Below are 13,635 nucleotides of genomic sequence, written 5' to 3' on the forward strand. Positions count from 1 at the left end.
CGATAACGTGAACACATTTGTATCCTGTTATGATCCAGTGCGGCTCAGATCGGCACCAACCGCATGCATCCGGCGCGGCGGCCGGCACTGAACAGGAACGAGACAAGTTCGCCCGCCAGCGGCGCCCCGGTGGATTGTGTCACCTTCGTCAGGCCGCAGACCTCCTGCATGGCGTCGGTGGCGCCCATCAGGATCGGGTCGCCGTCGCTCAGCATGAACAGCGGCAGTTCGCGATGGTAGTCGGCGACGACCTTCATGGTGTGGAACCCATCCTGTTCCTCATTGTCGAGGTCGCTGATCACCGCAATTGGCTTCTGTTGCCGCAGCGTGCTCAGCAGGTCCATCCCGGAGGTGACGCAGGCTGGCTGCAGTTCCAGGAAGGTGCACACGGGTTCCAAAGCCTCAACCAGGGCCGGATCATCGCTGACGACGATCACGACACCCTGTCTGACACCTGTCATGACGCTCAGGAACCCCTGATCGCGAAGCACGGCCGAGGACTTGATCATGTTCATGCGTATTCTGCCTTCTGCGGACGAGGCCGGCTCAGAGCAGGGCGAGCCATCACAGTATAGTCAGTATAGAACGATAATGAACCGGCATTTTTCGAGCGAAGCCCTCACAGTGTGGTGACTCAGCGCATAGAAGAATAGTCACGGAAGGCGCAGTTTTGCGTGATGATCCGGCATTTCGCCGTGAAACTACGTGAACAACCGTGAAGTGCGCTCAAGCGGCAGCCGACATGGCCAGCCGGTGCCCGCGGACGCCCAGGTTATGCCACCGACCCTGTCCGCTGGCCGTCTTCGTTCGGGCGTACCGCTGGCATCCATTTGATTTCGTGTTCGGCCGCTCCACCAACCCTGCGCCCATTCCACTCGGCCGTCCGGCCGCAGGTGCCACAATCAGGGGTTGATCGCCTCGCCGGGGAAAACACCCCAGAACTGTTCGCGCCGCAGGTAGCCGCGATAGGATCCGGCCTGCACGTTGCACCAGTCCGAGGCCGCCTCGCAGGACCGGATCCGGCCGATGACCCCGGGCTTGAGGATCGCCACCGCGGCGGCGGCGTCGCTGGCCTCCGCCCGCAGCGTCGCGTCCGCCTTCTGCACGATGAAGGTGCGGCGCCCCATCAGCGTCGCCTGCTGCATCCATCCCTCGATGCCGTCGGGATCGCGCACCCAGCGCCACACGTCATACTCACGCATGATCTCGACCGGCAGGTCGCGGCGCTTGTAGACCCAGTTGATGCGGTAGCGCCGCCCCGGCCCGGCCCGCATGTTCACTTCATCGGCACGCAGCGAGGCGAAGCGCGGCAGCTTCTTCGCCTCGCTGCCGTCGGGCTTCTCGACATCCTGCGGTTTCTCCGCCTCCGGCGAGGGGGCACTGGGCGAAGCCGCAGGCGGCGCCTCGACCGGGGCCGGCCTGGCTGGCGCGGGGGGTGCCACGGCGGTATGCGGCTTGTGCGGGTGGCTCGAACCGTGCGCCGATACGACCGGCGTCGCCCTGCCGGCATGCTCCTCGTGGTGCCCCGGTTGCCGGGAGGCTGACCTCGACGGATGCTCCGGCGCCGGATGCACGGTCCCGGGAAGCGCGCCGGTCTGAGCCCAGGCGGACGGCCAACCAATAAGAGGTACGCAACCGAACGCCACCGCCCCGGCGATCGCCGCCGCCGCCGACATCAATTTATGACCCGTGCTCCGCATTCCCTATCTGTGCCCAAATGCCACGAATCGGGTCAAGTGGATGCCGCCTTGTTTCCGGGGGAAACGCATCTGGAAGCGGGCCTGCCCCGGCAGAACCGCATAAGCGCTAATACCAACCCGCCTAAAGAATCACCCATCCCGACTGCGAAGATGTAGCCAATATCAGAGGCTTACTGTGCGATGGATGGAGCCATTTTTCGGCGGGTTGGTATAACTTAGAGCGGCGTGTGGCACGGTCGTTCCACCACGTCATGGTGGGCGAGAAGATCCACCATCCACGCCTTCTGCTGGCATCGGCACCGCAAGGCGTGGATGGTGACCCTGCGGCCGCCATGACGACGGGGCGGTGACCGCGCCCGGCCGCCTAAGTTAGCGCTTATGCGGCAGAACCGGGGGGCGCGACGCTGTCCCGGTTCAGGCCACCCGTGCCAGGGCAGAGCTTCGGGCCATCGCATGCCCGTGTCACGCAGCCATCGGACAGGCCCGGCAACCGTCCGACGCTTCCACCATCGGTTCCGCGACCTCGGGAGCAACCGGGGGCGCGACCATGGTGCGGCGCAGGTCAGTCCCGGGCGACGGGGCGGTGGTCGCCGCAGGCAGCAGTCAGCCATGTCCAGTGTTGGCTTGCCTGCCTGACCAGCGCCTCGCCGTTCACGTGGTGGCCATGCATCACCGCGACGACCAGCACAGCCGGTCCGAGCAGCCGCGGCGGCCGCAACCGGCCTGGCCGCAGGTCAGCCAACGCCAGCATGGCAAATACGCCGGCACAGCCGACAACGCCGCCGATCACCACCTCCGGCACGGTGTGCGCGCCCAGTGCGATCCGGGTGAGGCCGATGAGCGCCGCGACCAGAGGCGCCGGCAGCAACGCCCAACCGCGGCCGGCGCCGGCATACCGGATCAGCAGCGCCGCCAGACCGCCATAGACAACGGTCCCGCCGGCGACGTGCCCGCTCGGGCTGTTCACCGCATCGCCAATTCGTATCGGCCCGCAGGCAGCGAAGCCGATCTTGAGGGCGGCGACGGTGGCGAGCGTGCCGATCACCACCACCAGCCAGATCAACGCGCCACGCGTCCATCCGGTCAAGGCCAGCATCACGGCAATGACGCAGGCGGCCGGGAGAACCACCGCCAGATCAGCCAGATTGGTCAGGAAGTGCACGGTGCGATCACAGGCACTTCGCGTCTTCAATGCAATTGAAATCGAGCTTATCCGTGGCCGCGATTTCCGGTCCGCCGTGAATCATAAGCGATATCGATTGAATTCACTCAATACATGCGTTGGATGAATGGAAGCGAGCGGCCGATGGTGCGCCCTTCTCATCCGGAGTCCCCGCATGTCGCAGCCCTCGATCGTCGTCACCACCCATCCCACGCATCACGCCACCCACCATCCCCACTGGGCGGCACGCTTCTGGAGCCTGCTGATCGGCCTGCTGCCCGGCCTGCTGTTGACCTCCGCCGTCGGCATCACGGCCTATGGCGTCCGGCGAATCCCGGGGATGAACAATTTCAGCCCGATGATCATCGCCATCCTGCTCGGCATCACGCTGCACAACACCATCGGCACGCCGCGGCGCGCCTATGCCGGCGTGGTGTTCAGCATGCGGCGGGTGCTGCGGCTGGCCATCATCCTGCTCGGGCTGCAACTGACCGCGCAGCAGGTGGGGGAGGTGGGCGCCACCGGCATGGGCATCATCATCGCCACCCTGCTGACCACCTTCGTCGCCACCAAGGCGCTCGGGCGGCTGATTGGCGTCGACCGCGGCCTGGCGGAGTTGATCGCCGCCGGCACCTCGATCTGCGGCGCCTCGGCGGTGATCGCCACCAACACCGTCACCCGCGCGCATGACGAGGACGTCGCTTACGCCGTCGCCTGCGTCACCGTGTTCGGCTCGCTGTCCATGTTCATCTATCCGGCGCTGCCCGGGCTGCTGCACCTCGATCCGCAGCATTTCGGGCTGTGGAGCGGCGCCTCGATCCACGAGATCGCCCAGGTGGTGGCCGCCGCGTTCCAGGACGGGCAGCAGGCCGGCGAGTTCGGCACCATCGCCAAGCTGTCGCGGGTGATGCTGCTGGCGCCGCTGGTGCTGACGCTGGGCCTGATCGTCACCGCCCGCGCGGCGCGGCGCGGCGAGGACCGCGTGCAGGCCAAGGCGCCGCTGCCCTGGTTCGTGTTCGGCTTCATCGCCCTGATCGGCGTCAACAGCCTGCACGTGGTGCCGCTGGAGGCGAAGCACGTGCTGGTGCCGGCGACCACTTTCATGTTGACCATGGCGCTGGCGGCGATGGGGCTGGAGACCGACATCCGCAAGCTGCGCGCCCGCGGGCTGCGGCCGTTGGCGCTGGGCGCGGCGTCGTGGATTTTCATCGCCGGCTTCAGCCTGGGACTGGTGAAACTGGTGTATTGACGGGGGCATGACCCTGGACCAACTCCGCATCTTCGTCGCCGTGGCCGAGCGCCTGCACGTCACTCGCGCCGCGGCGGCGCTGAACGTCACGCAATCGGCGGCCAGCGCGGCGATCGCGGCGCTGGAGGCCAGCCTGGGCACCCGGCTGTTCGACCGCGTCGGCCGCGGCATCGCCCTGACCGAGGCCGGTGAGGCGCTGCTGCCGGAGGCCCGGGCGGTGATGGCGCGGCTGGTTCAGGCGGCGCAGGTGCTGGACGACCTGCAGGGGCTGCGGCGCGGCCACTTGGCGCTGCATGCCAGCCAGACCATCGCCGGCTACTGGCTGCCGCCGCTGATGCACCGTTTCCGTGAAGCCTGGCCGCTGGTGACGCTGTCGCTGGTCATCGGCAACACCGCGCAGGTGGCGCGCGCGGTGCTGGACGGCGAGGCCGACATCGGCTTCGTCGAGGGCGACGTCAGCGACCTCCTGCTGGTTCCCATTCCGGTCGCCAGCGACGCGCTGGTGTTGGTGACAGGACGGGGGCACGACCTGGCCCGACGCACCGCGCTGGACGCGGCTGACCTGGCCGCCATGCCGTGGGTCCTGCGGGAGCGTGGCTCTGGCACGCGGCAGGTGTTCGAGGACACGCTGCGCGCCCAGGGCATCGATCCCGCCGCGCTGGACGTGCGGATGGAACTGCCGTCGAACGAGGCGGTGCGCGCGGCGGTCGAGGCCGGGGCGGGCGCCACCGTCATTTCGGCGCTGGTCGCACGCACGAATCTTGAGTCCGGCTCCCTGGTGCAACTGCCGTTTACTTTCCCGCAACGGCACTTCACCGCGCTGCGCCATGGCGACCGGCATCGCTCGCGCGCCGCGGCCGCCCTGCTGGACCTGGCCCGCCAGCCGCCCGGCTGACGGTAGGCCTGCCGCGCAAACACTGCATGACGGGGCGCCGCGAACTGTTCTATATGTGCGATATATCTTGATAGATCGTATCAGGCGTGCCCGGCTGCCTCCAACGGGCCAATCATCGACAGCGGAACGGACGAGCCAGTAACGAGGTGCAGGAACCAGGGATGGCGCATCGCGCTTCGGCGCCCGTCCCGATGGACGCCGGTCACCACGCCTGTATGGAAGCGCGTAACGAAGGAGACGGATGATGCGTCAGATCAATCGGCGCCTGGTTCTGGGATGGACAGGTGCGATAGCGGCCGGCACGGCCCTGGCCCAGCCGATGGGCATGCGGGGTGGTCCCGGGGGCGGCCCCGGCGGTGGTCCGGGCGGTGGTCCGGGCGGTGGTCCGGGCGGTGGTCCGGGCGGTGGTCCGGGCGGTGGTCTGGGCGGTGGTCCGGGCGGTGGGCCTGGCTTTGGCCGCGGCATGAACGATCCGGCCAGCTACCTCGCGGCCCTGAAGACCCGGCTGCAGATCACGCCGGCCCAGGAGCCCGCCTGGAAGGACTATGCCGACGTGGTGGAGACCGTCGGCAACCAGATGCGCGCCATGCACGCCAACATGTTCGAGTCGATGCAGGCCGCCACCTGGCAGGAACGCCAGGAGATGATGAACAGCATGTTCCAGTCCCGCGACGAGGCCCATCGCATGGTGCAGGAGGCCGCCCAGAAGCTGAAGCCGCAACTGACCTCCGAGCAGCAGACGCTCGCCGCCACCAGCCTGCCCGGGCTGATGCCGTTCGGTGGCCCGGGACGCGGCATGGGCCGTGGCCAGGGAATGGGACGTGGCCCGGGGATGGGCCGCGGCATGGGATCGGGGATGGGCCAGGGAATGGGGCCAGGTGCCGGAATGGGGCCTGGCGCGGCGCCGGCCATCGGCCAGGGATCGACGCAGTAACGTCATCACGACGGGGCGCGGTCCGGACGACCGGGCCGCGCACCTATCGGCCGGCCCTTCCGGCCACTGGTGTTACCGCACCACCGGCCGGCTCGGATCAGCCGACCATGCGGACATCGACCCGTCGTACAGCTTCGTGCCGGGCTTGTGCAGGATCTCCGACATCACGAACCAGTCGGCGGCACTCAGGATGCCGGCGTTGCAGTAGGCGATCGCCGGCTTGTCGCCGACGGGGGCGAACATCTGCGCCAATGCCTCGCGCGGCTTCAGCCGCCCGTCCGGCATCACCGCCTGGCTCTGGTCCACCGACACCGCCCCCGGGATATGCCCGGCCTCGCCATGCGCGAACGGCGTCGGCGGCGTGACGCTGCCGTTCCATTGCGACAACGGCCGCGCGTCCACCAGCACCGCACTGCCATCGCGGGACGCGCGGCTGACCTCGGCCGTGTCCGCCCGCACCGCCGGCGTATAGTGTGGGGTGAACACCGCCGCCGGCCGCGCGGCCGGCCTCGTGTCCGGCGCGCCGTGCCAGGCCCGCTCGCCACCGTCGAGGATCGACACCGCGTTGTGGCCAAGCACCTTGAACGTCCAGTACGCCCGGGCCGCGCCGGGGAGGCCGTCGGCGACGATCACCACGTTGTCGGCATCGCCCACGCCGAGCGCGCCGACGGTCGCGGCAATCCGCGGCACCGGCGGCAGGGCGCGGGCGGCGCCGTTGGGCTCGGAAACCGCCCACGCGGTCGTGCCGAAGGCGGCCGATACCGCCCCGGGGATGTGCCCGGCGCGATACGCCTCGACCGGGCGCAGGTCCAGCACCACGACATGCGGATCGTTCAGGTGGGCCGCCAGCCAGGCCGGCTCCACCAGCGGCTCCGCGGCATGCGCGGCGCTGGCGCCCAGCAGGAAGGCGGCCGGGGCGAGGAGGCCCCGGGCGCAGTCACGCCAGCCGCGCATCACGCTGCCCTCGGCACGAACGGATGGCGGGTTTCCGGCGCCTTGGCCGCAGGCATCACGCCCGGCCCGGCGCCCGTACAGATGGCGAGACCACCGGTCCCGAGAGTCGCCTCGCGCGTCATCGCGCTCCGGTCATGCAGCATAAGTCGCTCCTGAAACAGCGGCGGCCTGCCTGGAATTGGTCGCAGGACAGAGTTGATTGATGTCCGCCCGGAGGCGGACACCGGTCAGGTGTGCATGCCGAGCAGCTTGTAGGCCGGGCAGAACGAGATACCCGCGGTGACCAGCGGCAGGATGCCGATCCAGGCCCAGTGCGGGCCGCCGGCCAGTGCCCAGAGGATCAGCAGGGCGCCGACGACGGCACGGATCATGCGGTCGGTCTGGCCGATGTTCTTTTCCTTGATGTCCATGATATTCATCGCAGTTCTCCTGTTTGACCTGCGCGGCGCGTAGGCCGGATCAGTTGAAGGCGCAGCCGGGCATCAGCCCGACCAGGATGACCGTACCTGCGAAACGTATCGTCGCATTGTCGGAGGTCAATTATTTCTGTTGTCAAACAGACTTTTCGGTCGGGTGCGGCCGCGTGTAGCCGGCGATGGCGTTGGTGCCGCGGGCACCGGTTCGCCTGGCCGAAGGCATGGCCGTTTCCTTCCCGTCATGGCGGGGCGTGTCCCGGCCATCTGCGCTTCGACGGAGGGGGGTGGATGGCCGGGACACGCCCGGCCACGACGGAGAGAGAACGGCACCGGACGCGGCTCCCGTCCGCGTTCCACAGCCGTTTTCCCGATCCTGCCGCTGGCCCGCCAGCCGCCCCCAAGCGGGCACGTCCCAACGGGCACGTCCCAACGGGCACGTCCCGGCGGCACGTCCCAGGGGCATACCCCAGCGGCAAAGCCGGCGCGCCGCGTCACGCTCGCTTGACCAAACCCCGGCATGCTCTAGAAGCGCAATCCGCAAGGAGAGCCAGTTTTGAACACGCCCATCGGAGTCAACAGCCTGCGCACCGGCCCGAACGACCGGGGACGCTTCGGCGACTACGGCGGCCGCTTCGTCGCGGAAACGCTGATGCCGCTGATCCTGGAGGTCGAGCGCGCCTACACCGCCGCCAAGGCCGATGCGGCGTTCGACGCCGAGCTGCGGCACTACATGACGCATTATGTCGGCCGCCCCAGCCCGCTGTGGCACGCCGAGCGCCTGACCCGCCACCTCGGCGGCGCGAAGATCTACTTCAAGCGCGACGAGTTGAACCACACCGGCAGCCACAAGGCGAACAACTGCATGGGCCAGATCCTGCTGGCCCGCCGCATGGGCAAGACCCGCATCATCGCCGAGACCGGCGCCGGCCAGCACGGCGTCGCCACCGCCACCATGTGCGCGCTGTTCGGCCTGCCCTGCACCGTCTACATGGGCGCCGTCGACGTCGAGCGGCAGGCGCCCAACGTGTTCCGCATGAAGCTGCTGGGCGCCGAGGTGAAGCCCGTGACCTCCGGCGCCGGCACGCTGAAGGACGCGATGAACGAGGCGATGCGCGACTGGGTCGCCAACGTCGCGGACACTTATTATCTTATCGGCACCGTCGCCGGCCCGCACCCGTACCCGATGATGGTGCGCGACTTCCAGTCGGTCATCGGCGAGGAAGCCAAGGTGCAGATGCAGGAAGCCGAGGGCCGCCTGCCCGACGCCGCGGTCGCCTGCATCGGCGGCGGCTCGAACGCCATGGGCCTGTTCCATCCGTTCCTGGACGACGCCTCGGTCCGCCTGATTGGCGTCGAGGCCGGCGGGCACGGCATCGAAACCGGCGAGCACGCCGCCAGCCTGACCGGCGGCCGCCCAGGCGTGCTGCACGGCAACCGCACCTACCTGCTGCAGGACGACGACGGCCAGATCCTGGAGGCGCACAGCATCAGCGCCGGCCTGGACTACCCCGGCATCGGCCCGGAGCACGCCTGGCTGCACGACATCAAGCGCGTGGAATACGTCTCCGCCACCGACCAGGAGGCGCTGGCGGCGTTCCAGCTGTGTACTCGCACCGAAGGCATCATCCCGGCGCTGGAGCCGGCGCATGCCCTAGCCTACGTCACAAGGCTGGCGCCGACGATGAAGCCGGACCAGATCATTCTGATGAACCTCTGCGGCCGGGGTGACAAGGACATCTTCGCCGTCGCCCAACACCTGGGGGTCAAGCTGTGAGCCGTATCGCCGCTCGGTTCGCCGAGCTGAAACGCCAGGCGCGCGGGGCGCTGATCCCGTTCCTGGAAGCGTGGGACCCCGACGAGGCGACCTCCATGGCGCTGCTGCGCGGCATGCCGGAAGCCGGCGCCGACCTGATCGAGATCGGCATGCCGTTCACCGACCCGATGGCGGACGGGCCGATCATCCAGGCGGCCGGCAAGCGCGGGCTGGCGGCCGGGGTGAAGGTGGCCAAGGTGCTGGAGATGGTGCGGGACTTCCGCACCACTGACGCGGCGACGCCGGTTGTGCTGATGGGCTACCTGAACCCGATCCTGTCCTATGGCACCGAGCGGTTCTGCAAGGACGCCGCCGAAGCCGGCGTGGACGGGCTGATCATCGTCGATCTGCCGACCGAGGAGGCCGATCTGCTGCTGCCCTACAGCAGCGCGAACGGCCTGGACTTCATCCGCCTGATCGCGCCGACGACGGACAACGAACGGCTGCCGCACGTGCTGAACGGCAGTTCCGGCTTCGTCTATTACGTCAGCATCGCCGGCATCACCGGTACGCGCACGGCCACGGCCGAGCAGCTGGAGGTGGCAATCCCGCGCATCCGGCGGGTGACCGACCTGCCGATTGCCATCGGCTTCGGCGTGCGGACTCCGGACCAGGCGGCGACGGCGGCGAAGATCGCCGATGCAGCGGTGGTAGCCTCGGCGTTGATCGAGACGCTGGCGACGCAGCTGGACGCGGACGGCAAGGCGCGGCCAGGGGCGGTCGAGGTGGTGCTGGACCAGATCCGGGCGCTGGCGGCGGCGGTACGGAAGTAGCGGGGGGGATTCAGACGAGGACCGTGCCATCGTCTGAACGGACAGATGGAACGGTTCATGTATTGATCGTCATGGCCGGGCGGCAGTCCCCATCGCTATCAGGATAAGCGGGCGGGCGGAGAAGGATTTGTCGCCGCGGCCTTTCTCTCACTGTCATGGCCGGGCGTGTCCCGGCCATCTGCGCTTCAATGGTGGGAGGGCAGATGGCCGGGACACGCCCGGCCATGACGGTGAGGGAGAGGCCCTTCCTCCGCCAATTCGCTTATCCCGATACGCATGAGGACACGCCCGCCCATGGTGGCGAGAGAGCCGCGCACAGCCAGCGGCTCCGCATCGGGCTTATGGTTCCTGGCCGAACAACAAGCCTGCCGCGCCGCCCCTTGCGCCCGAAGCGATCCGGCCACCCCGCAATCCGCCGGTCGCCAGAAGCCCTTCTCCGACCGGGTCGATGCGTCCCGGGACAATCTTCCCGGCGCGCAACAGGATCGCGATGTCAACCCCTCCCATCGGCCGGGCGAAATAGTACCCCTGCACGATCCGCCCGCCCCAGGACTTCAGCAGCGCAATCTGCGCAGCGGTTTCCACCCCCTCGACCACCACCTCGATGCCAAGCTCGCGCGCCAGCCCCAGGGCCGCCCGGACGATCGCGTCGTTGCCTGGCTCGATGCCGATATCCGCAATGAACGTCTGGGCGATCTTGATCCGGTCCACCGGGTAGCGCCGCAGGTAATCCAGCGACGAGAAGCCGCTGCCGAAGTCGTCGATCGCGATGCGGTGGCCGCTCTGGCGCAGGCGGAGCAGGACGTCGTTGTAGTCCCGCGACGCCTCCATCAGTACGCTTTCGGTCAGTTCCAGCTCCAGGAACCGTGGCGGCAGGCCGTGCTCCGCCACCACCGTGGCGATGTCCCGCTCAAGTTGCAGCGGCATCTTGAACTGGATGCCCGACAGGTTCACCGCGACCAGCGGCGGCGCGATGCCGGCATCCTGCCATTCCTGGCCCTGGCGGCAGGCTTCCCGGATCACCCAGCGTCCCAGCGGCACGATCAGGCCGTTCCGCTCAGACTCCTGGATGAACCTGTCGGGGCCAATCCGGCCCAGCACGGGATGATGCCAGCGCACCAGCGCCTCCAGCCCGACGATCCGGCCGCTGTCGATATCGACCTGCGGCTGGTATTCCAGGAAAAGCTGGTTCGAGGCGATGGCCTCGCGCAGTTCGGTGCCCATGCAGACCCGGGAATGGACCTCGGCGTCCATGCCGTCGGTGAAGAACCGGTACGTTCCCCGCTGCTCGGCTTTGGCGCGGTACAGCGCGACGTCCGCCTGCGACAATATGGTTTCGGCATCCGGCGCATCCCGGCCATAGACCGCAATGCCGATCGATGCCCCCGAATAGACCCGGTTGCCGCCGATGATAATCGGCTCGGTCACCGCCTGGACGATCTTTTCCGCGACACCGGCGGCGACCGCCGCCAGGCCGTTCGGCATCGGCGGCGATTCGCCGATCGCAGCAAGGATGCGATCCGAAACCAGCGCGGCGTTGGCCGGCTCGCCGATGTCGTTCAGGATGATGGCGAATTCGTCGCCGCCGAACCGGGCCACCGTGTCCACCGCGCGTACGCTGGCGCGCAGCCGTTCGGCCACCGCCTTCAGCAGGATATCGCCGACCGGGTGGCCAAGCGAATCGTTCACATCCTTGAAATGATCGAGATCCAGGTACAGCACGGCAAAGCTCGAACCGCTCCGCCGCGCCCGGACGATCGTATGCTCGAGCACGTCGACGAAGCCGCGGCGGTTCGCCAGGTCCGTCAGCATGTCGTAGCACGCCATGCGCGCGACCTGCTCCTCCGCCACCTTGCGGGCGGTGACGTCGTGGAAGCAGGCGACGATGTAGGTCTTCTCCCGCACTGTCATCGGCGCGGCGCTGATGTCGGCGAACAGGATCGAGCCGTCCTTGCGCCTGGCCGGCACGTTGGCGGACACCACCGTCTCGCCCCGCACCAGGCGTGTGAAGTTGCTCTCAAGCAGAGGCAGCGTCTCGGCCGGATGCAGGTTCGGGACGAAGATGCCGATCACCTCATCCGCGCCATAGCCCAACATGTCGCAGAACGCCTGGTTGGTGAACGTAACCGTCTTCGTTGCCGTCTCCACGACGCTGATGCCGTCGACATTGGCCTGCAGCACCGTCTTCAGCCGGGCCTCGGAGTCCGCCAGCGCCTGTTCCGCCCGCTTGCGATCGGTGATGTCGCGGGCGAAGCTCAGGAACAGGCCCTGCGCCGGCCAAAACGACGCGCTGATCTCGACATCGATGATGCTGCCGTCCTTGCACCGGTGCCGGCTTTCGAAGCGCTCGAAGCCAAGGTCAGCGATCAGCGCCATGTGGCGCCTTGCCATCTCGGGCGTCTCCTCGGCTTCGATATCCTGGATGCCACGTGCCAGGAGTTCGCCGCGCGTGTAGCCGAGCATGCGGCAAAGCGCATCATTGATGGTATGGAACCTTCCCTCCTGGTCGTGCAGCCAGAAGCCGTCGGCGGTGGTGGCCACCATGGCCGCATACTGCTCGGCCTGAAGCCGGATCGTTTCGGTGGCCCGGCTGCGCTCGGTGATGTCCCAGTTGACGCCGATCATGCGCACGGCGCGGCCAGCGGCGTCGCGCTGCACCAGGGCATGCGCCTCGATCCCATGCACCTCGCCGTTGGGCCATACCACCCAGAACTCGGTGTTGAACCCCCCGGGACCATCGATCGCCGCCTTGATCGCCGCATCGCCTTGCGCCCGGTCGTTCGGGTGCAGGCCGGCCAGCCAGTCAGCGTAGGCGCCGCCGAAATCCTTCGCGCGGATCCCATACAGCTCGTACATGCGGTCGTCCCAGACCAGCCTGTCTGCCGGAATATCCCAGTCCCAGATGCCGATGCGGGCCGAGGCGGTGGCGAGTTCAAGACGCTCCCGGCTTTGTAGCAGCGCCTCGTCCAGTTGTTTGCGCTCTGTCAGGTCCCGCATCGTCAGGACCTCGACGTGCTTGCCGCACACCGTAATGACGCAGGGCGAGACGTCGCAGAAGAAGGTCCGGCCGTCCTTCGCCCGGCACAGCCACTCGACGTGGGCAGGCGGGCCGCCTTGCGGGTCCGCCGCATCCGCGAGCGGGATTTCCGCCGCCCGCACGCCTGCCACCATCAGGTCCGCCAGGTCGAGAGCCTGGAACTCCGCCAGCGTATAACCGAACATCCGGCACAGAATGCGGTTCGCATCGATGATAGCCCCCGTGACGGGTGACCGCACCAGGACCCCCTCCTCGACGGCGTCGATGAAGGAACAGAAGCGCCGAGGCCCTGGCTGAAGCCGGGCTGGTGCCCTGGGGCTGAGTCCCATGAGCACTGACACAATGGGCTGGCAGCACTCTCGTTCCTCCCGTGGCTTGGCCGGCGCAGGCCGGCAATCCGCGCACTCGCCTGTATCGGCACCGCAAGACGTAGATGGCGGCCCCGCGGCCGCCGTGACGGACGGGACGGTTCGCCATGCCTGGTCGCTCATGTCAGCGCCTGTGGTGTTGATCCCTGGCATCGCCCACACCCCACGAACATCACCTTATTTAATGCCATTAAGGTATTAATAGACAATTAAAACCAGAACCGCGGCCCGGCGCTGCCGACCAGGGTACAGCAGACCGCAGACAGGTTGGGACTCGCGGCCGTCGGCCTGTCCCACCCTGCCTGCGGTTTGCTGTCAGGCTCACTCCCGGTCG

At 68.0% G+C, this 13,635-nt stretch carries 11 protein-coding genes; 5 read left to right on the forward strand and 6 right to left on the reverse strand.

From position 1 onward, the window contains the following. Nucleotides 1-44: 44 nt before the first annotated feature. The 3 genes from CCS01_RS20970 to CCS01_RS20980 form a co-directional block, all read right to left on the reverse strand. Nucleotides 45-515, reverse strand: coding sequence for a DNA-binding transcriptional response regulator (locus tag CCS01_RS20970; RefSeq protein WP_104520716.1), 471 nt, complete (start codon nucleotides 513-515; stop codon nucleotides 45-47). Nucleotides 516-902: 387 nt separating this feature from the next. Continuing rightward, the gene (locus CCS01_RS34755) at nucleotides 903-1,442 is read right to left on the reverse strand and encodes an SH3 domain-containing protein (RefSeq protein ID WP_239992338.1); all 540 of its coding nucleotides are present in this window, start codon (nucleotides 1,440-1,442) and stop codon (nucleotides 903-905) included. Nucleotides 1,443-2,262: 820 nt separating this feature from the next. Then, the gene (locus CCS01_RS20980) at nucleotides 2,263-2,862 is read right to left on the reverse strand and encodes a phosphatase PAP2 family protein (RefSeq protein WP_104520717.1); all 600 of its coding nucleotides are present in this window, start codon (nucleotides 2,860-2,862) and stop codon (nucleotides 2,263-2,265) included. A 175-nt stretch (nucleotides 2,863-3,037) separates the two neighbouring features. Here CCS01_RS20980 and CCS01_RS20985 point away from each other — a divergent pair, with 175 nt between their 5' ends. The 3 genes from CCS01_RS20985 to CCS01_RS21000 all read left to right on the forward strand — a co-directional run bounded on the left by CCS01_RS20985 (nucleotide 3,038) and on the right by CCS01_RS21000 (nucleotide 5,940). Beyond that, entirely contained in the window at nucleotides 3,038-4,111 is a 1,074-nt protein-coding gene (locus tag CCS01_RS20985) for a YeiH family protein (RefSeq protein ID WP_104520718.1), read from the forward strand. Between the two features lie 7 nt (nucleotides 4,112-4,118). Next, on the forward strand, nucleotides 4,119-5,006 hold the full coding sequence (locus CCS01_RS20990) for a LysR family transcriptional regulator (protein WP_104520719.1): 888 nt from the start codon (nucleotides 4,119-4,121) through the stop codon (nucleotides 5,004-5,006). Nucleotides 5,007-5,469: 463 nt separating this feature from the next. Continuing rightward, a complete protein-coding gene (locus tag CCS01_RS21000) occupies nucleotides 5,470-5,940 on the forward strand; it encodes a Spy/CpxP family protein refolding chaperone (RefSeq protein WP_104520721.1) in 471 nt (156 codons plus the stop codon). A 72-nt stretch (nucleotides 5,941-6,012) separates the two neighbouring features. Here CCS01_RS21000 and CCS01_RS21005 read toward each other — a convergent pair whose 3' ends face one another. Beyond that, nucleotides 6,013-6,894: a sulfurtransferase gene (locus CCS01_RS21005; RefSeq protein ID WP_104520722.1), complete on the reverse strand. Its 882-nt coding sequence runs from the start codon at nucleotides 6,892-6,894 to the stop codon at nucleotides 6,013-6,015. A gap of 227 nt (nucleotides 6,895-7,121) precedes the next feature. Beyond that, nucleotides 7,122-7,313: a YgaP family membrane protein gene (locus CCS01_RS21010; protein WP_239992339.1), complete on the reverse strand. Its 192-nt coding sequence runs from the start codon at nucleotides 7,311-7,313 to the stop codon at nucleotides 7,122-7,124. 550 nt (nucleotides 7,314-7,863) lie between these two features. Between CCS01_RS21010 and trpB the strand changes: the two genes are divergently transcribed. After that, nucleotides 7,864-9,084, forward strand: coding sequence for a tryptophan synthase subunit beta (gene trpB, locus CCS01_RS21015; protein ID WP_104520723.1), 1,221 nt, complete (start codon nucleotides 7,864-7,866; stop codon nucleotides 9,082-9,084). After that, entirely contained in the window at nucleotides 9,081-9,896 is an 816-nt protein-coding gene (gene trpA / locus CCS01_RS21020) for a tryptophan synthase subunit alpha (RefSeq protein WP_104520724.1), read from the forward strand. The genes trpB and trpA overlap by 4 nt, the downstream gene beginning before the upstream one ends. Nucleotides 9,897-10,235: 339 nt before the next feature. Here trpA and CCS01_RS21025 read toward each other — a convergent pair whose 3' ends face one another. Then, complete coding sequence (locus tag CCS01_RS21025) at nucleotides 10,236-13,454, reverse strand: bifunctional diguanylate cyclase/phosphodiesterase (RefSeq protein WP_104520725.1); 3,219 nt, start codon at nucleotides 13,452-13,454, stop codon at nucleotides 10,236-10,238. Nucleotides 13,455-13,635: the final 181 nt, after the last annotated feature.

This window comes from Rhodopila globiformis (genome assembly GCF_002937115.1).
GTDB classification, from domain to species: Bacteria; Pseudomonadota; Alphaproteobacteria; order Acetobacterales; family Acetobacteraceae; genus Rhodopila; species Rhodopila globiformis.